This window comes from Bradyrhizobium sp. ISRA430, assembly GCF_029909975.1.
GTDB lineage: Bacteria > Pseudomonadota > Alphaproteobacteria > Rhizobiales > Xanthobacteraceae > Bradyrhizobium.
The window spans coordinates 691239-709651 of the sequence record NZ_CP094516.1; the positions used below are offsets into that span (position 1 = coordinate 691239).

Annotated in this window: 20 protein-coding genes, 1 tRNA gene and 1 pseudogene; 14 read left to right on the plus strand and 8 right to left on the minus strand. The window is 63.7% G+C overall.

Going from position 1 to position 18413, the window contains the following annotated elements; translation table 11 throughout:
* Positions 1–66: 66 nt before the first annotated feature.
* Positions 67–1068, minus strand: a complete 1002-nt coding sequence (locus tag MTX21_RS03720; RefSeq protein ID WP_280970575.1) for a tripartite tricarboxylate transporter substrate binding protein — start codon at positions 1066–1068, stop codon at positions 67–69.
* A 130-nt stretch (positions 1069–1198) separates the two neighbouring features.
* A complete protein-coding gene (locus tag MTX21_RS03725; protein ID WP_280970576.1) occupies positions 1199–1684 on the minus strand; it encodes an outer membrane protein assembly factor BamE in 486 nt (161 codons plus the stop codon).
* Between the two features lie 98 nt (positions 1685–1782).
* Here MTX21_RS03725 and MTX21_RS03730 point away from each other — a divergent pair, with 98 nt between their 5' ends.
* The 7 genes from MTX21_RS03730 to MTX21_RS03760 all read left to right on the plus strand — a co-directional run bounded on the left by MTX21_RS03730 (position 1783) and on the right by MTX21_RS03760 (position 6505).
* On the plus strand, positions 1783–2334 hold the full coding sequence (locus MTX21_RS03730) for a ubiquinol-cytochrome C chaperone family protein (protein WP_280970577.1): 552 nt from the start codon (positions 1783–1785) through the stop codon (positions 2332–2334).
* Positions 2331–2900, plus strand: coding sequence for a DUF177 domain-containing protein (locus MTX21_RS03735; RefSeq protein WP_280970578.1), 570 nt, complete (start codon positions 2331–2333; stop codon positions 2898–2900). Before MTX21_RS03730 ends, MTX21_RS03735 begins: the two co-directional genes overlap by 4 nt.
* A 298-nt stretch (positions 2901–3198) precedes the next feature.
* Positions 3199–4260: a phosphate acyltransferase PlsX gene (plsX, locus tag MTX21_RS03740; protein WP_280970579.1), complete on the plus strand. Its 1062-nt coding sequence runs from the start codon at positions 3199–3201 to the stop codon at positions 4258–4260.
* The gene (locus MTX21_RS03745; protein WP_280970580.1) at positions 4257–5237 is read left to right on the plus strand and encodes a beta-ketoacyl-ACP synthase III; all 981 of its coding nucleotides are present in this window, start codon (positions 4257–4259) and stop codon (positions 5235–5237) included. Before plsX ends, MTX21_RS03745 begins: the two co-directional genes overlap by 4 nt.
* Positions 5238–5369: 132 nt before the next feature.
* Positions 5370–5711, plus strand: a complete 342-nt coding sequence (locus MTX21_RS03750) for an integration host factor subunit alpha (RefSeq protein WP_280970581.1) — start codon at positions 5370–5372, stop codon at positions 5709–5711.
* A 24-nt stretch (positions 5712–5735) separates the two neighbouring features.
* Complete coding sequence (locus MTX21_RS03755; RefSeq protein ID WP_280970582.1) at positions 5736–6308, plus strand: MerR family transcriptional regulator; 573 nt, start codon at positions 5736–5738, stop codon at positions 6306–6308.
* Between the two features lie 119 nt (positions 6309–6427).
* A tRNA-Pro gene (locus MTX21_RS03760) sits at positions 6428–6505 on the plus strand.
* A gap of 452 nt (positions 6506–6957) precedes the next feature.
* Here MTX21_RS03760 and MTX21_RS03765 read toward each other — a convergent pair.
* On the minus strand, positions 6958–7581 hold the full coding sequence (locus MTX21_RS03765) for a TetR/AcrR family transcriptional regulator (protein ID WP_280970583.1): 624 nt from the start codon (positions 7579–7581) through the stop codon (positions 6958–6960).
* A gap of 117 nt (positions 7582–7698) precedes the next feature.
* Here MTX21_RS03765 and MTX21_RS03770 point away from each other — a divergent pair, with 117 nt between their 5' ends.
* On the plus strand, positions 7699–8673 hold the full coding sequence (locus tag MTX21_RS03770) for an alpha/beta hydrolase fold domain-containing protein (RefSeq protein WP_280970584.1): 975 nt from the start codon (positions 7699–7701) through the stop codon (positions 8671–8673).
* Positions 8674–8831: 158 nt separating this feature from the next.
* Here MTX21_RS03770 and MTX21_RS03775 read toward each other — a convergent pair whose 3' ends face one another.
* Positions 8832–8999, minus strand: coding sequence for a hypothetical protein (locus MTX21_RS03775; RefSeq protein ID WP_279377372.1), 168 nt, complete (start codon positions 8997–8999; stop codon positions 8832–8834).
* Between the two features lie 368 nt (positions 9000–9367).
* On the opposite strand from MTX21_RS03775, the pseudogene MTX21_RS03780 reads away from it, so the two are divergent.
* The 3 genes and pseudogenes from MTX21_RS03780 to MTX21_RS03790 form a co-directional block, all read left to right on the plus strand.
* A pseudogene (locus MTX21_RS03780) lies at positions 9368–9460 on the plus strand (dihydrodipicolinate synthase family protein); the annotation flags it as partial.
* A 176-nt stretch (positions 9461–9636) separates the two neighbouring features.
* Positions 9637–10608 (plus strand): SDR family NAD(P)-dependent oxidoreductase, encoded by a 972-nt coding sequence (locus MTX21_RS03785; RefSeq protein WP_280970586.1) that lies wholly within the window; start codon positions 9637–9639, stop codon positions 10606–10608.
* Positions 10609–10858: 250 nt separating this feature from the next.
* Positions 10859–11974 carry an alpha/beta hydrolase gene (locus tag MTX21_RS03790; RefSeq protein ID WP_280970587.1) on the plus strand — a complete coding sequence of 372 codons (1116 nt, stop codon included), beginning with the start codon at positions 10859–10861 and terminating at the stop codon, positions 11972–11974.
* Between the two features lie 16 nt (positions 11975–11990).
* Here MTX21_RS03790 and MTX21_RS03795 read toward each other — a convergent pair whose 3' ends face one another.
* On the minus strand, positions 11991–12497 hold the full coding sequence (locus MTX21_RS03795; RefSeq protein WP_279377375.1) for a MarR family transcriptional regulator: 507 nt from the start codon (positions 12495–12497) through the stop codon (positions 11991–11993).
* A 401-nt stretch (positions 12498–12898) separates the two neighbouring features.
* On the opposite strand from MTX21_RS03795, the gene MTX21_RS03800 reads away from it, so the two are divergent.
* The gene (locus MTX21_RS03800) at positions 12899–14455 is read left to right on the plus strand and encodes a porin (protein ID WP_280970588.1); all 1557 of its coding nucleotides are present in this window, start codon (positions 12899–12901) and stop codon (positions 14453–14455) included.
* A gap of 281 nt (positions 14456–14736) precedes the next feature.
* Here the strand turns inward: MTX21_RS03800 and MTX21_RS03805 are convergent, their stop codons facing one another.
* The 3 genes from MTX21_RS03805 to MTX21_RS03815 form a co-directional block, all read right to left on the minus strand.
* Positions 14737–15216, minus strand: coding sequence for a GcrA family cell cycle regulator (locus MTX21_RS03805; RefSeq protein ID WP_280970589.1), 480 nt, complete (start codon positions 15214–15216; stop codon positions 14737–14739).
* Positions 15217–15289: 73 nt separating this feature from the next.
* Entirely contained in the window at positions 15290–15487 is a 198-nt protein-coding gene (locus MTX21_RS03810) for a hypothetical protein (RefSeq protein ID WP_007603456.1), read from the minus strand.
* Positions 15488–15687: 200 nt separating this feature from the next.
* Positions 15688–16629, minus strand: coding sequence for an acetamidase/formamidase family protein (locus tag MTX21_RS03815; protein WP_280970590.1), 942 nt, complete (start codon positions 16627–16629; stop codon positions 15688–15690).
* A 174-nt stretch (positions 16630–16803) separates the two neighbouring features.
* Here MTX21_RS03815 and MTX21_RS03820 point away from each other — a divergent pair, with 174 nt between their 5' ends.
* Positions 16804–17571 carry a YdcF family protein gene (locus tag MTX21_RS03820; protein ID WP_280970591.1) on the plus strand — a complete coding sequence of 256 codons (768 nt, stop codon included), beginning with the start codon at positions 16804–16806 and terminating at the stop codon, positions 17569–17571.
* Positions 17572–17626: 55 nt separating this feature from the next.
* A complete protein-coding gene (locus MTX21_RS03825; RefSeq protein ID WP_280970960.1) occupies positions 17627–18409 on the plus strand; it encodes a DUF169 domain-containing protein in 783 nt (260 codons plus the stop codon).
* Positions 18410–18413: the final 4 nt, after the last annotated feature.

An 18413-nucleotide genomic window follows, 5' to 3' on the forward strand; every position in this document is an offset into this window, starting at 1 on the left:
CTCGTGCTTCGAGACGGCCGCTGCGCGGCCTCCTCAGCGTGAGGGAGATAGACCGGCGCGGTTCGCCTACTGCACGTCCATCTGCAGGCCTTCCTTCTGGATGATGCCCGCGAACTTCTTCGTCTCGGCGTCCACAAAGCCGGCAAACTGTTGCGGGCTGCCGTAGTCAGCACGGGCGCCCATGGCGGCAATCTGCTTCTTGATCTCGTCGCGTTCCAGCATCGCCTTGACCTGGAGGTTGAGCGCCTCGAGCACAGGGGCGGGGACGCCCTTCGGCAGGAACACCGCGAACCAGGACGACACGTCGAAATTGGCCAGCTCCGGCGCGCTCTCGCGCATGGTCGGCAGGTTCGGCGCGAGGTCGCTGCGCTCGGTCGTGGTCACGCAGAGCCCGTTGAGCGCGCCGTTCTGCACCTGCGGCAGGCTAGGATAGAGGTTATCGAACAGGATCTGGATGTCGCCGGCAAGGGCGGCCTGCAGCGCGGGGCCGGCGCCGCGGAATGGGATGTGCGTCATCTTCAGTCCCGTGAGCTGCAGGAACCAGGCGCCGGTGAGATGCGGGCTCTGGCCGACGCCGGAGGAGGCGTAGCTGAGCTTGTCCGGATTGGCCTTGAGATAGGCGATCAGCTCGTCGACCGACTTGATGCCGGTCTTCGGATGCGCCGACACGATGTTCGGGATCCGGATCATGTTGGAGACCGGCTGGAGCTGGTCCGGCTTATACGAGAGATTCTTGAAGATGCTGTAGGCGATCGCGTTCGGCCCCGGATTGCCGATCAGGATGGTGTGGCCGTCCGGCTTGGCGCGGACCACTTCCGCCGTACCGATCGTGCCACCGCCGCCGGAGCGATTTTCCACGAAGGCCGACTGGCCCCAGGCGGTTTGCAAATGAGCGGCGAGCAGCCGGCCCATGACGTCGGTCGATCCGCCGGCCGCGGCCGGCACGATGAGGCGGACATTCTCGGTCGGCTTCCAGTCCGCAAGGCTCGATCGCGGCAGGATGGCTGCGGCCGAAAGACCGGCAGCACCGGCGAGCACGCTACGGCGGGACAACAACAATTTGGGCACGAATCCACTCCCTGCTTCTTGTTTTGCAGGGAGCCTAGGGAACACGGCGCGCATCGGCAAGCCGCGCGCGACGGCATGTGCCGCGCCGAGGGCGGCACGACGCCGCAGGCCAAAACCTGAGCTCGAGGCCTCAGTTGAAGCTGAGCAGCTTGAACAGCGGCGTGAGGTAGCTCATCTCCTGGCCCGAGGTCGGCGTGGTGCGGCTGATGAAGTCGAAGATCTTGCCGTCCTGGAGGCCATAGTTCGCAAGGCGGCGCACGCGCCGGTTCTTGTCGAAATAGATCGCGATCACGCGCTGGTCGACAACCTTCTGGTTCATGAAGGCGACCGGGCGTTCGGAGCGCTGGGAGATGTAGTAGAAGACCTCACCGTCGAGGGTGGCGACCGTCGAGGGTGTGCCCATCACGATCAGCACCTGGTCCTGGCTCGCGCCGATCGGAATCTGCTCGAGCGCGCCTGGCGGCAGGATGTAGCCCTTCTGGAATTGCTCGCCGGTGCAGCCCGCAAGCGCCGCGCCGACGAGGGCGGCGGCCGCAAACAGGCGCAACGCGCGCCAGCGCGCATGAAGACCGCGCGGCTCACTTGCGCGCAGGCGGGTCTGATTCATTGTCGTCATCGTGGAACTGATTCCGTCCCCTTGCGTCGCGCGAGGCGCTGAAGTACCGGGCGGAGGCTGCGATTGCAACACGCGCACGCCCCCTTGCGGAGCCCACAATGGTTTGGCCGTTCAATCACTTCAGGAAACCCCGGCTAGCCCCGCGCGGCACCATTGAAGCCATCTATGGCATGATCGTGACGCAGGCGCGAGAACCCATATTTTACCGGGAGTTGGGCGTCCCGGATACGGTTAATGGCCGATTCGACCTGTTGCTGCTGCATTTGTGCTTGTTGCTGCGGCGCCTGCGGGCGGCCCGGGACGGTGCGGCGCTGTCTCAGGCGCTGTTCGACCGCTTCTGCGAGGACATGGACGACAATCTGCGCGAGATGGGCGTCGGCGACCAGACCGTCCCGAAGCGGATGCGCGCCTTCGGCGAGGCCTTTTATGGCCGCGCACAGGCCTATGACCGGGCGATGGATGAGGGCGGCGAAGCGCTGGCATCGGCGATTTCAAAGAATATCTTGAATGGCACCGGGATGGAGCAGGCGCGCCAGCTTGCCGCTTATGCCCAGGCGACCGAGGCTGATCTCGGCCGGGCCGACGAGTCGGCGCTGCTGCTCGCGTCATTCGAATTTCCACCACCGCTTCGGGAGGGTGCGACACCATGAGCCGACCGAACGCCGGACCCGAGCCCGACCCTTGGCGCGTGCCCGTCATCGTCGCGCAAATCCCCGATGTGGGTCTGCACCGCGAGCTGGAGGCATCAGTCGCGCAGCGGCAGGCCTTGGCCGATACTGCCGGCCTGCGCGAGATCCTGTCCGCCCATGCCGCCTTCGACCTGACGCCGAAGAGCGGCGGCCGGGTCCACGTTACCGGCCAGGTCCGCGCCCGGATCGGCCAGACCTGTGTGGTGACGCTCGACCCGATCGAGAATGATATCGACGAGGAGATCGACCTGATGTTCGCGCCCGAGGCCGAGGCGCGGCGGCTGGCCGACCTGATCGAGGAGGGGCAGGACACCGAGGAGCCCCCTGAGGTCGCCGACCCGCCGGAAGCGATTGTGGGCGGGATCATCGACCTCGGCCGGCTTGCCACCGACGCGCTATTCCTCGCGATCGATCCCTATCCCCGCAAGCCGGGCGCCGTGTTCGAGACCGATGTCACCGGCCCCGATCCGGAGGATCATCCGTTTGCCGCGCTTAAGGCGCTGCAGGAGGGGAAAAAAGGCCAATAGGCGCGCCCGCCGGGCCGCGTGGCCTTGCGATCCGGCGTGAGGCGATTGGGGCGATGCGTTGAGAGGTCGGCGTAGCTATATGATTTCCATGCATTTTCTGGGAATTTTCGCCTCCGTGACCAGATCGCCCGAGATTCAAAAGACTGGGGGCAAGAGGTTGTTTCAGGATGACAAAACGCTATTGTCGCGGCCGGGTCCGGGTGCGGCGTGGCGCTTGACCAATCGTCATATTCGTGGCGAACCCATTATGCGGCCCCGCTAGTTTACGACCGCACGAGACCAGGTTTCCGGGACGTTTATGCCAAGCAAGGTTCGCATTGCGCTTGACGCCATGGGGGGCGATGTCGGCGCCCCCGTGGTCATTCCCGGTGCCGCCATCTCGCTCGCCAGGCACCGCAACACCGAATTCCTGCTGGTCGGGGACCGCGCCAAAATCGAGCCCGAACTCGACAGGCATCCGGAGCTCAAGGCCGCCTCGCGGATCATCCATACCGACGTTGCCGTCAGCATGGAGGACAAGCCGAGCCAGGCGCTGCGGCGCGGCCGCAGGAACTCCTCGATGTGGCTCGCCATCGACGCGGTGAAGAAAGGCGAGGCGGATGCCGCGATTTCGGCCGGCAATACCGGCGCGCTGATGGCGATGTCGCGCTTCAACCTACGCACGTTGCCCGGCATCGACCGTCCGGCGCTCGCCTCGCCCTGGCCGACCATGCGTGGCCATTCCGTGGTGCTCGATCTCGGCGCCACCATCGGCGGCGATGCCGACCACCTGGTGGCGCTCGCGGTGATGGGCGCGACGATGGCGAGCGTGCTGTTCGACAAGAAGCGACCCACGGTCGGCCTGCTCAATATCGGGGTCGAAGAGATCAAGGGCCACGAAGAGATCCGCGAGGCGGGGGAAAGGCTGCGCACGCTCAACCTTCCCCAGCTCGACTATATCGGCTTCGTCGAGGGCGACGGCATCGGTAAGGGCTTAGCTGATGTGATCGTCGCCGAGGGTTTCAGCGGCAATATCGCGCTCAAGGCCGCCGAGGGCACCGCGCGGCAGATAGCGGAAATTCTCCGCAACGAGATCCAGCGGACCTGGATGTCCAAGCTCGGTTATCTCTTCGCGCGGAGCGCCTTCCGAACCCTTCGCGACAAGATGGACCCGAACAAGTCCAACGGCGGCGTGTTCCTCGGATTGAACGGCGTCGTGGTTAAGAGCCACGGTGGAATCAACGCCGAAGGCTTTGCCTATGCGATCGAGGTTGGCTATGAGATGGTCCAATACGATCTCCTGAACAAGATCAATCAGATGCTCAACCGCGACGGGGGCGCGCTTAAGTCCGTGCCGACCGCGCAGGAGGCTGTTTCGTGACTCAAATTCGTTCGGTCGTGCTGGGCTGCGGCGCCTATCTGCCGGAGCAGGTCGTGACCAATGCGCAACTCGCCCAGCGCATCGACACGTCCGACGAGTGGATCGTGCAGCGCACCGGCATTCGCGAGCGGCACATCGCCGCCGACGGCGAATTCACCTCGCATCTCGCGATCAAGGCGGCACAGGCCGCGCTCGCTGACGCGGGCGTGGACGCGCAGTCGATCGAGCTGATCGTGCTGGCGACCTCGACGCCCGACAACACGTTCCCGGCCACCGCGGTCGCCGTGCAGCAGGGGCTCGGCATCAACCATGGCGCGGCCTTCGACCTCCAGGCGGTCTGCTCCGGCTTCGTATTTGCGCTCGCCACTGCCGACAATTTCCTGCGCACCGGCGCCTACAAGCGCGCGCTTGTCATCGGCGCGGAGACCTTCTCGCGCATCCTCGACTGGAATGACCGCGGCACCTGCGTGCTGTTCGGCGACGGCGCCGGCGCGGTCGTGCTGGAGGCGCAGGAGCAGCCGGGCAAGGCCGCGACCGACCGCGGCGTGCTGACCACGCATCTGCGCTCCGACGGCCGCCACAAGGCCAAGCTGTTCGTCGATGGCGGCCCGTCCTCGACCCAGACCGTCGGTCATCTGCGCATGGAGGGCCGCGAGGTCTTCAAGCACGCGGTCGGTATGATCACCGACGTGATCGTCGATGCGTTCGAGGCCACCGGCCTCAATGCCGAAGACATCACCTGGTTCGTGCCGCACCAAGCCAACAAGCGCATCATCGACGCCTCGGCGCACAAGCTTCATATCGCACCGCAGAAGGTGGTTCTGACGGTGGACCGCCACGGCAACACCTCGGCGGCCTCGATTCCGCTGGCCCTGTCGGTGGCGCGCAAGGACGGCCGCATTAAGCGCGGCGATCTGGTTCTGCTCGAAGCGATGGGCGGCGGCTTCACCTGGGGCTCTGCGCTGGTGCGCTGGTAGCCACAGTCGATAAAATTTTGCCCGAATCATCTCCGATTGTCGATGCGTCTGCATGGATGAGCGGTGTTGACCGCCGTCCCGTAACCTCCTAATTTTAGACAACAATTGTTCGCCGTGATGTGGGGCAGGGCGATGACCGAGACTAGTAAAACCGTAACGCGTGTTGACCTCTGCGAAGCCGTCTACCAAAAGGTCGGCTTATCGCGCACTGAGTCGTCTGCGTTTGTGGAACTCGTGCTGAAGGAGATCACCGACTGCCTGGAGCGGGGCGAGACGGTGAAACTGTCCTCGTTCGGCTCATTCATGGTGCGCAAGAAGGGCCAGCGTATCGGCCGCAATCCGAAGACCGGCACCGAGGTGCCGATCTCGCCGCGCCGGGTGATGGTGTTCAAGCCGTCTGCGATCCTCAAGCAGCGGATCAACGCCCAGCACCGTGGCAACGGCGATGGCACAAAGGCTCAACCGGAGGCGTAATCGCCCGCGCAAAGGATTTTGCATTTGGACAAAGCGCCGGATGCGTTCCGCACCATCAGCGAAGTAGCCCAGGAACTCGACATTCCGCAGCACGTGCTGCGCTTCTGGGAGACGCGCTTCTCGCAGATCAAGCCGATGAAGCGCAGCGGCGGCCGCCGCTACTACCGCCCCGACGACGTCGACCTGCTCAAAGGCATCCGCCGGCTCCTCTACGGGGAGGGCTACACCATCCGCGGGGTGCAGCGGATATTGAAAGAACATGGCGTCAAGTCGGTGCAGGGCCTCGCCGACAGCGCGGCCGCGGTGTCGTTCGGGGCGATTGAGGACGCCATCGGCCAGAGCCTGATGGAGACCGATGACGAGGCGCCCATCCGCGGCGTCACTGACGCCGACGACGACGACTACCAGGGCGAGGAGGAGGAAGGCATCGATTTCCGCTTCGCGGAGATCGATGACGAAGAAATCCTCACCACCTTCCGCAAGGGCGGCACCGAGCGCGCCGGTCCCAGCGCCGCGGACCGGGAGCGGTTGGAACGGGTGCTCACCGACCTCGTCGCCTGCCGGGAATTGCTCGACCAGGCGCTAAAGGACGGCTGAGCGGCGGTCCGTCGTCTTTGTCGCTATCCCGGAGATCAGTTCCGGGGACGCGAAGCGGGCAGCAAAATGGTGCGGCTCGCCTTGCGCAAAGCGGCGATCCTAGCTAATGGAACGACATTCGGAGCGTGGCGCAGCCCGGTTAGCGCACTAGTCTGGGAGACTAGGGGTCGGAGGTTCAAATCCTCTCGCTCCGACCAACTTTTCCAATTTCTTTCAATGTCGTTTTGAGAAGGTCGGTCCGCGTAGGGCCGGCCGGCCGCACGCGCCTGAGAGCCCTCTGCGGGCTCAGCATTCGTCGTCTGGCTGCGCGTTTGGTCTGCCTGCCTGCTCGCATATCTCGCAATCATCTCACGAACTTCGCAGGACTGATTTTGGAGCGCTGCGTGTCGCGCGGACGGCCCGTTCGATATCCACTTCTGTGACGAAGTAAGCGAACCAGTGCCGCTGGACTTTTTGTTCTTCTTATGTTCTCTTTATCGTTGGAGGTGACCCATGGACATTGAGAAGCAGCGTGAAGCGATCCGGCTTTGGAATCAGCTCAGGAAGGTCGAGGGACCGGTGGCGGAAGAACTTCGCATCCAGATCCTCGAGTGCTTTGCCGAGCGGGGCAATGCCAAGCGACCCAGAAGCTCTGCCGGGGCATCGACTGCTATTGCAAATACCCGACCACGAGCCGCGTCGTCTCATCGATTAGCGTCCTGACCATCTTGTCCGACAGTGTGTCGGCCTGATTCAGGACCGCGTTGTGCGCGACCGCTTCGATCGCGCTGACGCAGACGAAGGCTGCGAGGCCCGGATCGAGCTTGCGCAGCTCGCTGCGGCGGCTCTCGAGATAGGCGCGGACGAGGGAGAGGATCTCGCGGTTGAAGGCCTCGACATCCTTGAGCTGACCCGTACGCGGGATCTGCTCGGCGAGCACGCGATGCAGCTTTGGGTCGATCTGATGCGCCTCGATTGCGACCGCGACGAGCTTGCGCACGGCCTTCTCGATTGGCAGTACGGCGGCTTCTGCGAGCACGGCGCGGACGATTTGCATGATCTCCTGATTGTGGCGATCGATCAAGGCGGCGACGAGCGCCTCCTTGCCCGGAAAATACTGGTAGAGTGAGCCGACGCTCACGCCCGCCAGCTCGGCGATCCGGTTGGTGCTGGCCTTCTCGAATCCTTCGCGGACCAGAATGCGAGCGGTTGCCTCGACCAGCGCGTCGACCGTGGCGCGCGACCGGCTTTGCGAGGCATTTTTCCGGGGTTTTGTGAGCGGCTTGCGCGCCATGTCATGCGGTCCGAATGCGAGTATGAAAAGCGAGTGAACGCTCGCATTATATGCGCGAGCGGCGACGGATGGATAGAACCGTCGTGCCGGCCGGCGCAGCAGGGCGAGGACATGAGCATGAGCGTTGCGAAGATGTTGTCGATAGGGCGGGTGCATGCGGGCAGCAACCTCGCGCGGGATTCGCTTTCGAACGATGCCAGGCCAAGCTTGCAGAGCAGGTGCTTCAACGTGCTGCTGCGGTGCCTGCCGTTCAAGAAGCAGCTCGCGTCGGCCGAGGCCGTGCAGGCGCATGTGCGAAAGCTGACCTTGCAGCCGGCATCGCATCAGCCGACCGGACTCGGCCGCGGCGTCGATGTGACCCTGACGAAGATGGGAGGATGGCCAGTCTACTACACGGCACCGTCCGCAGGCCACGAAGGCGGCAACCATGTCATGTTCCTGCATGGCGGCGGTTTCATCAACGAGATCGTTCCCGCGCATTGGCGCTTCGTCGGCGAGATGACGCGAAAGGCGCGCATCAGTTGCGTCGTGCCGATCTATCCGCTCGCGCCCGGCGTCACCGCGAAGGAGGTCGTGCCGGCGACGGCCGAGCTGCTGCGGATGCTGCTGGAAGATGCCGGATCCGCCAAGGTTACAGTGGTCGGCAATTCGGCTGGCGCGGGATTGGCGCTCGCGGCGTGCCAGTGGCTGCGCGATCGCGGTCACCGGCAGCCAAGTGGCTTGGTGCTGATCTCGCCGGCCGCGGATGCATCGATCAGCCGCCCGGAGCAGGTGGCGCTCGCGGCGCGCGATCCCATCCAGGACATTCCGGGCATCATCGAGGCGGCGCGCCTCTATGCCGGCGAGCTCGATGTCGGCCATCCCTTCGTCAGCCCGTTGAACGGCGCGTTCCGTTCGCTCGCGCCTTTGATCATCTTCTCCGGGACGCGTGATCTGTTCTATCCCGACAGCGTGGATCTCGCTGCAAGGGCAAGGGCGGCGGGCGTGGCGGTCGAGCTGCATCTCTTGCGTGACCAGCCGCACAATTTCGTGCTGATGCCGACGCCGGAAGGCCGACAGGCGCGCAACATCATCCTGCGCGCAGTGGCTTAAGCGCTGGCGCAATCGCTATCAGACCAAGAGCGGTTTGTCGGGGTGACATGGCGGCTTCTGCCGCGCGTCGGCGGCGGGGTGGGACTGCCTCTCTCGCTGTCCCCTTGATGGCCCCTTTGGGGCGTTTCCTCCGAACCCGGATTCTTGCGGGCCTGGCCTTACGCGTGGCCCTTGATCTCGTAGTGGCCGGGCACGCATTTGTAGCGCTCGATGCGCCAGTTGACGTGATAGATCGGATGCTCGCCCATCCATTTCGCAAGGCCTGCCTGTGCGCCGATCGCGCACTGCATCATCGAAATCTCGGGCGTCATGTTGCTATCAGTCACGATTTCCTCGACGCAGCTACCTGAGGCAGCCCCGCCAAGTCGGCAGAGTACGGCTACGACGGTCACAAACATGCATGTCACCTCTTTGGTTGTTTCTGGCCACGAGGAGGATGCAAGCGGAGTGCCACAGCCTGTGTCTGCAGCGACACGCCGGACAGGCGGACATGAGCCAGCTTCCGAATCTCATTTGACGATTCGGATTGTAAAAAAATGCCCCTCGAGCCGAAGCCGGACAAATACGGGGAACCAACAGGAATGAGTGATCGTAAGGGCTGGGTCGCGGCAACAGCGCTTCTTGCAAGCCCGGCAAACGTTAGGCTCGGATACCCGCCAAAAGAGTGGGGCCGCCACGAATGATCAGGAAACGCGTGCCGTGGTCGTACGTTTCGCCGGCGCTGCTCACGCGGATCATGACCAAGGTGCCGCTGGTCGTCGGCGTCAAGCAGAGCGCGAGTGATCTCAGCCACATTGCGGCGGCCGAATAGTCCGCCCGTCGAAATAACCGACGTTCCGATGCAGCGCCCATCCGCTTTTACCTGCGGATGCGGCGCTGCTACATTTTGCGCCTGGTCCGGCACGGCCGGTGCCGACGAACGAGGGTGAAGAAACAAGCCGATAAGGGAGGGGCAGACGTCCCATGAAGGATTTTGCAGGAAAGATCGCCGTCATCACCGGAGGCGGGACAGGGATGGGACGAGAGCTCGCGCGCCAGCTCGTCGCCGAAGGCTGCAACGTCGCGATGTGCGACGTCTCGGAAGCCGCGATGGCCGAGACCAAGCGGCTGTGCGAGGTCGAGAAGCTGCCGCAGGGTCTGCGCATCACCACGCATGTCGCCGACGTCTCGATCGAGGATCATCTGAAGCGCTTTCGCGACGAGCTCGCCGAGCAGCAGATGACCGACAAGATCCATCTCCTGTTCAATAATGCCGGCATCGGCGGTGGCGGCAGCATGTTCACCAACACGCGCGAGCAGTGGGAGCGCACCTTCAACATCTGCTGGGGCGGCGTCTATCTGGGGGTGCGAACCTTCCTGCCGATGCTGGTCAAGGCCGACGAAGCCCACATCGTCAACACTGCCAGCGTCAACGGCTTCTGGGCCTCGATCGGCATGAACCAGGCACACACCGCCTACAGCTCGGCGAAGTTCGCTGTGAAGGGGTTTACCGAAGCGCTGATCAACGATCTCCGCCTGCACGCCCCGCATGTCAAATGCTCTGTGGTGATGCCGGGCCACGTCGGCACCTCGATCGTGTCGAACTCGCGCAAGGTGCAGAGCGGCGACGGCTCCGACCGCCTCAATCCCGACGAGGTCGCGCTGACGCGCACGCGCATGGTCGCCGCCGGCGTGCCAGATGCTGACAAAATGTCGGATGAGGATATCCAGGCGACGTTCGCTGAGCGAGCCCGCAGCTTCCTCGAGGACGCGCCGACGACCGCAGCGCAGGCGGCGCGAATCATTCTCGACGGCGTGAAGGCAGAGAGGTGGCGCATCCTGGTCGGCGAGGACGCAAAGCGTCTCGACGAACGCGTGCGCGCCACGCCCGAACAAGCCTATGACCGCACCTTCTACGAAAGCTTCACGCAGGAGGTCGGCTGGCGGCTTGGCTGAGACCGCCGCGCGAGCGCAAGCGATATAGGTATGATGTCCATCATGGCAAGAGGCGCGCCTGTGAATATCCTTGCTGAACATCGCGCGCGATCGCCTTCGTATGAAGAAACGGCATGTCACGCATGCGACATGATCGGTGCGTTCAAGCGATGGTGATCTCAAACGGGCTTCTGTTGAACCGCGCCAGCTTGGTCGGCGAACTAAAATAGTTTAGTCAATCAATCGCAATACCAGCGACGAAGCGCTCCCGATGATACCCGCATGCCTCTCCGATGACTGGACCCTGTGGCCGGAGAGGGAGGACCTTTCCGCCGAATTCACACGCCTGCTCACGGCAGCCCAGGAAGGCGGCGCCACCATCGCGGAATGCCTGCTGATCGCACGCCGCTTGCGGCGGGGCGATGAAGTGTCCTGGCATCGGGAATGGAAGAAGCTCGCGCGGGTCAATCGCCAGCGCGCCGAGGCGGCGTTCGCCGAAGGCCACAGAGCGAGCGCGCAGCGCAACTGGCTGCGGGCGATCAACTACTACAGCGCCTCGGCCATGCCGCTCGATCCGGCCGACGATCGTCGCTGGGTCGCCGTGCTCGCGATGCAGGAATGCGCGCGCAGCTACCTCGCCGCGCGCGATCCAGCCGGCGAGGTCGTCACGCTGCCTTGGGCGGACGGTCATTCATTGCAGGGTTACTTCGTGCCGGCGCCTTCGGCGACGGGGCCGACGCCGACCGTGATCTGCATCGGTGAGCCCGGCCATCGGAAGGAAGAGTTCCTGTTCAAGCTTGCGCCGCATGCGCGCGAGCGCGGATTGTCGCTGCTTGCGATCGATCTGTTCGGCGAGCAGCGCGACGATTATCTCGACGAGTTGCTGCGGCGCCGCGACCTCGAGAGCTCGATCGCCAGCGTCATGGACTATCTGGGAACGCGCAACGACGTCGATTTCGGCCGTGTCGCGATTGTCGCTGACGGTTGGGGTTCGTCCTTCGTGGCGCGCGCGGTCCTGCAGGAGCCACGGCTTGCCGCCGCCGTCTGCGATGGCGGTCTGTGGGACCTCCACGAGCGCGCGTTCCTGGCGAGCCGCTTCGCGATGAACGACGTGAGCATCGTCCCGGTGCCGCATTCGCCGCTGATGGCCAGCAGCCTCGATTGTCCGGTGCTGATCACCATCGGCGACGAGGGCTGGCTGAAGCCGGAGCGGGCGCGACAAATTGTCCGGCAATCCCGGCCGGGCTCGCAGGACATCATGCTGAAGGTATTTTCGTCGGAGGAGACCGGCGCGGCGCAGGCACACGCCGACAATCCGACGCTCGCCAACGAGTTCATCTTCGACTGGCTCGAATCGCGGCTCGGGCTGGCCGGCCGGCGCATCTAAAGCGCTAGCGGCAGCGTCAGAGGTCGTGGGAGATCCGGACGCAGGCCTTTTCGAGGCGCATCTTCAATGTCGCGAGCCTTGCGGTGAATTCGGTCAGCTCGTGCTCGTCGAACTCCTGGAAGACGAATTCGCGGATCGTCTTGTATTGTTCGTTGAGGCTGGCGATGTGCTTCTGAGTCTTCTCGACCAGAGACAGTCGCACCACCCGGGCATCGGTCGGTGACGGCCGGCGGCGCAAGAGGCCCTTCTTTTCGAGCAGCTTGGACTGGGTGGTGACGAACGATGGATCGACGTGCAGTAGTTTCGAGACCACGTTGACGGGCACGCCGTCGTCCTTGTCGAGATCGGAGATGGCCATCAGAATCAGCCATTGTGGTCCGCTGATGCCGAGCGTCCTGGCCCAGAACTGCCGCAGCTCCTCGAGGTACATGTTGATCGAGGATATCTCCCAGGTGAAGCGCCTGATGATATCCAGATTTCCGATGGAGCGCAGGCGCGCTCCCTCCTTCCTCGTCGCGGACACAGCGTCACTCCCGTGATCTGATTCTTCTGGCCGGTGTCATCTGCCGCCATACTTCACGCAAGTCTGCCCTGACGCAAGTGCAGAGCAAAGTAATTGTGTCACGAAAATTACACAAGTGACCAGCTCAGCAGATTGACTCAAGCTGGGTGTTGCGCCGGGAACACAGGGGTAGTGAATCTGCAAAGATGATCTAATAAACTATTTTGATTAACGGAACGACGCAGGCATATTGATGGCCGACGGTGGGGGTTCTCAATCGTCCCGTTGCAGGTGGTTCGCTCAAGTCCCTCGCGTTCAAGCGGGTGTGTCCGAAGGCGCGAAGCGGCCGAGCGGTTTTTTGAGGCGGGGATCTGGGGGGCCTGACGGTCCGTCTCCGCAAAATGAGCAACTTGGAGGTTTAAATGAGAGTGGTGAAGAGCCTTTTGCTCGGCACTGCGGCGGGTCTGATCGCCGTCGGCGGAGCTCAGGCGGCCGATCTTCCGGTCAAGGCCAAGGCGGTCGAATACGTGAAGGTCTGCTCGCTGTACGGCGCGGGCTTCTACTACATCCCGGGCAGCGACACCTGCGTGAAGCTGGGCGGCTATCTGCGTGCGGAAGTCGCGCTCAATGCGGGCGGCAACTACAGCGCACAGTACAACAACGTCTTCGCGGCGAACAACCGCCTGACGAACTACTACTCGATGCGTGCTCGTGAAGATCTGAACATCGATACGCGCACCGCGACCGAATATGGCGTGGTCCGCACCTATTTCGATGCGGTCTTCACCTGGACGACCGGCAACTATGTCGGCACCGGCAGCGCAACGGGCGCAACCCAGTATAGCGGAACGCTCGGTCTCAATGCCGCCGGCACCGGCTTGGTCGGCTCGAGCAGTGGCGCCGTCAACGGCACCGACGGCAACCTCTCGGGCGGCGCGCTCGGCGTCTACTACGCCTTCATCCAGTTCGCCGGCTTCACGATGGGTAAGTCGGTGTCGCAGTTCGACGCGCCCTGGATCAACTATCCCGGCAACAACTTCGACCAGCTCGTCGGCGGCAGCGGCACGACCAACGGTGTGAACCAGTTCACCTACACGGCCGATTTCGGCCAGGGCATCACGGGCGCGATCTCGGTGCAGGACCAGACCCAGGTCTTCCAGACCGCGATCTGGAACACCGCCGGCATGACGACCTCGGGCGTCCTCGGCGGCGCTTACGGCTCCAACAATCTCGGCGGCAGCAGGTCGCCCGACATCGTCGGCATGATCCGTGTCGACCAGGCCTGGGGCCTGTTCCAGGCGTCGGTCGCGGCGCACGACAACCACGCCGCTTACTATGGCGCGACCGAGGCGACGGGCCATCCGGAGGACAAGTGGGGCTGGGCCGTTCAGCTCGCTTTGTCGATCAAGAACATCCCAACCGGCGCAGGCGACGTGATCAACGTGTCGGGCGTCTACACCGAGGGTGCGAGCCGCTACAACTTCCAGGAGCTGGCGGCGACCAGCTACTCGATGTTCGGCAGCTCCAGCAACGCGTATCAGAGCATCGGCTTCGCCGGCGTGTCGGATGCGGTGTTCGGTCCGGGCGGCAACCTCGAGCTGACGAAGACCTACGGCTTCCGTGGTGCCTACACCCACAACTGGAATCCGTACTGGAACACGGCGCTGTACGGTGCATGGGCCGCTGTCAACTACAACGGCACGGCGAAAGGCCTGATCTGCGGCAGCGCCGCGTTCGCCACGCTGACCGGCACCTGCAACCCGGACTTCAACATCGGCCAGGTGGGTGTCATCACCCGCTGGACGCCGGTGAAGGGTCTGACCTTCTCGGCTGACTTCACTTACAGCCATCTCGACCAGAAGTACTCGGGCGTGATCACGGCGCCGGCGCAGACGGCTGTCGCCAAGCCGGCGGCCGCGTACGAGCTGAAGGATCAGGACACCTACAGCCTCCTGCTGCGCGCCCAGCGCAACTGGTAAGTTCGGGTCCGCGGATCTGACGAAGCCTCGGCGGGAAACCGCCGGGGCTTTCCTTCAAGAAGGCGAGAGGCTTCCGGAAAATCGGAAAGCCTCTCACGCAAGCGACGAAGACGAGCTATGCGATTCGACCGTCGTCAAACTTATTTACTTACCTGAGTTACTAAGCTATAAAGCCGTTAGCCGATTACGAAAGTCACGGCTCTTAGCTTCATGCTAAGCCTCCAGAAACCTCCGGCAATGCCCTGCCGGAGGTTTTTAATTTTGGGGAGTTGGCGTTCGCCTTAGCCGCGGATGAAGCGCGCGCGTGAATTCGGCCGATAGGCGAGGCGGCTGTGGCCGGTGCAATAGGACTGGCCGTCGGGCGCGACATTGCCGCAGAAGCAGAAATCGGCCGCGCCAGGCGTTGAGATCGGCCAGCGGCAGCGATTCTTGCCGAGCTCCATCAGCGAGCAGCGGTTGGCCTCGTCGATCGGCTCAAAGATTACAGGACGTTCGGTCTCGCCGTAGATCGTGGCGAGCATTTCGTATTGCAGCCGCGGCACTGCCTTCGATGCGCGCGCCGGCGCAAAGCTCTTGTCCGGGAGCCTGCGCTCGTCGCTCGTCCGGCCGCGCGTGAGATTGAGCCGGGACAGCTTGCCGATCACGGCATTGCGGCTGACGCCGATGTCGGCGGCGATCTCGCGGCAGGAGAGGCCGGCCTCGAAGTGCTGTCTCAGAAGTGCGATTCGTTCGTCGGTCCAGGTTGGTGAAGGTGCAGGCATCGGTGACGGTCCCAGGTTGCAGATGATCGCCGGCCACCTCCCAAGTTCTGTCCGCGTCCCTCGTTCCTGCGCCTCACGTCCTCCCATTGTCGCGAATCGACAGCAAGCCGTCCTTAATGGCGAGACGGATGCCTTCCTCGATCAATGTCCGCGCGACGCCGGGAACGCTCGTGCCGTGGGTGCCCTGTCTCACCAGTTTTTCGAGATACGTGATGGTCGAGAGCGCCAACGTTACGGGTATGCGGTCAGTCTCGGCTTTTTCGGTGGCCATGGCCCGAACGCTAGCCTCTTACTCAGGTACATAAAAGTAACGATTAAGACTCTATTTAGGTTCGTCTGGATGTCAAATCCGAATCGTAACCAAGCCTGAGGTCGTTGGAATCGCTGGAGAAAAAGCCTCGCACGCAAGCGCGCCGCGCGGAGGTGCCGGGCGGCGGACAAGCGGGAGAGGAGGGAAGGAGGCGGGGTGGCCTAGCCGTGCACGACCGATTTGGCGATCATACAGTGGATGCCCTTTGAGCCGTTGACCGTCTGCGTCACGCGCAAATCGGCGGCCAGGCTGCACAGCGTATAGGCGTCCTCGCGCGACAGGTTTCGCTTCTCGCCAAGCAGCGCGATCATGTCGCGCAGCGCGCGGACCACGCACTGGTCGAGGTCGGGGTCCATCGCCATGGTCATGTAGTGCGACGGCGTTTCGGCGCGCGGGTAGGCGAGCTTCATGTCCTTGCGCAGCGTGAGACGGAAGCGGCCCTGCAGTGCGGTCTCGATCGCGGTGACGCAGACCTCTCCGTCGCCCTGCACGCCATGGCCGTCGCCGCAGGAGAACAGCGCGCCCGGCACGAACACCGGCAAATACAGCGTTGCGCCCGGGACCAGCTCCTTGTTGTCGAGATTACCGCCCATCGCGCGCGGAATGAGCGAGGAGATGCGGCCCCACGCCGGCGGCGGTGCCACGCCCATCACGCCGAAGAACGGTTTGAGCGGCAAGTCGAGGCCCCAGGGCAGGCGGCCGACCATGCGCGACCGATCCAGAGGGATGTTGAGGATGCGCGGCTCATGGAAATCTTCGGGCAGGGTACCGGACAGAGGCCGGATCAGATTGTAGCCCCAGTCCTGCCGAAGCTGCACGTCGAGGATCTCTACCTCGAGCACGTCGCCTGGTTCGGCGCCGCCGATCGCGATCGGACCGGTGAGGATGTGGCCGGGCAGCATGCGCTCGGACTTTGCGTGCACCTCGAGCAGCTCGGGCGGAATATGAAATCGGTTGCGGTCGGGCACCACGTCCGGGCCGCCGCTGATGGTGTCGATCGTGACCTCATCGCCGCTTTCGATCGTCAGCACCGGCCTGAGTTTGGCCTCAAAGAAGCCCCAGTGGCAGGTCTCGGCACTTGCATGCAGGTGGTGATGGTTCATCGATCACATCCGGTTTTCATCAGAACTCGCCATTGCCGGGCTTGACCCGGCAATCGAACCTCTTTCAAGAAGATTTCTGAAGATGGATGGGCAGGTCAAGCCCGCGCGTGACCGCTCGATCATTCCTGCGAGGCTCCCCTGTTTTTCGTCCTGTCCAAGACGCTCGGCGTCGCATTGTTGCCGATCAATTTCATTGTCGAGCTCGGAATCCTGTCGCTCGTTCTGATGGCGACGCGCTATGCGGCGCTCGGCCGCAAGCTCGCCGGCACCGCGCTCATTCTGCTGGCGCTCGCTGCTTTCTCGCCGCTCGGCAATCTCCTGCTTTATCCGCTGGAGTCGCGCTTTCCGCCGTGGGATCCGTCGCGAGGCGCGCCCGACGGCATCATCGTCCTCGGAGGTTCGGTCGACCCGGACTTGTCGGCCGTGCATGATGCGCCGATCGTGCGCCACGCAGCCGATCGCATGCTGGCGCTGGCCGAGCTGGCGCGGCGTTACCCGAAAGCGCGGATCGTCTTCACCGGAGGCAACTCCGACCTGATCTCGGGCGATGCCAAGGAGGCCGATTGGTCTGGCATCATCCTGGAAAATATCGGCATTCCCAAAGAGCGCCTGATCATGGAGCGGAACTCGCGCAATACCTACGAGAATGCGCTGTTCACGAAGGAGCTGGTCGCGCCGAAACCCGGCGAGCGCTGGCTTCTCGTCACCTCGGCCTTTCACATGCCGCGCTCGATCGGGCTGTTCCGCGCGGCCGGATTTGATGTCGAGGCCTATCCGGTAGACTGGCGGATGGGAGGACGCGAGGATCTCTTCACCTTCACCAATTCAAGCAGTGACGGGCTGACCCGCACCGACGTTGCCGTGCGCGAATGGATCGGACTCGTCGCCTATCGCCTGGTGGGCCGGACCGCGGATTTGCTTCCGGGACCGGCCAAGGATTAGAAACGACGACAAAACGAAGATGACCGGCGCAGCGATCGCCGGGCCGGAGGACGCCATGCAGCGAGAGAGTGCAAAGACGATCGATCTTGCCGGCCTCGTGGCCGATCTCAACAGCCTGTTGCGGCTGAAGACGACCGTGATCGGCATGAAGCTGTTCGCGCGCGCCGCCGACATGGAGGCAGTCCCGAAAATCCGGCGGCCGAACGCGATCCACACCACCGACCAGATCGTCAGCATGGCAGCGCGGCTTGGATGGACCGTCGGCATCACTGCCGACGATCTCGTCGGCGCCCAGTGCCGCGCGGTGATTGGCCTCGCACCGCAGGACGAGCAATGGCTCGCCGGCGAGAACTATGTCGGCGTCTGGCACGGCACGGCGGAGGATGCGCGCAAGCGCCAGGAGGCGCTCGACGTCGTGCCGTTCGGCCAGTACCAGGCGCTTGCGGTGAGCCCGCTCGCGAGCGGCCGGCTGAATCCGCCCGACATCTGCCTCGTCTATGCGACGCCGGGGCAGATGATCATCCTCATCAACGGGCTGCAATATACCGGCTACAGGAAGTTCGAATGGGGCGTCGTCGGGGAGACTGCGTGCGCGGATTCCTGGGGGCGGGCGCTGAAGACCGGCGAGCCCAGCCTATCCTTGCCATGCTATGCCGAACGGCGCTATGGCGGCGTGCCGGACGAGGAGATGCTGATGGCACTGAAGCCGGATCATCTCGCCAAGGCGGTTGAGGGCATGAAGGCGCTGGCCAAGAACGGCCTGCGCTATCCGATCCCGCCCTATGGCATTCAAAGCGACGTCCGTGCCGGCATGGGCGTGAGTTACGGAAAGAAGTAAGGGC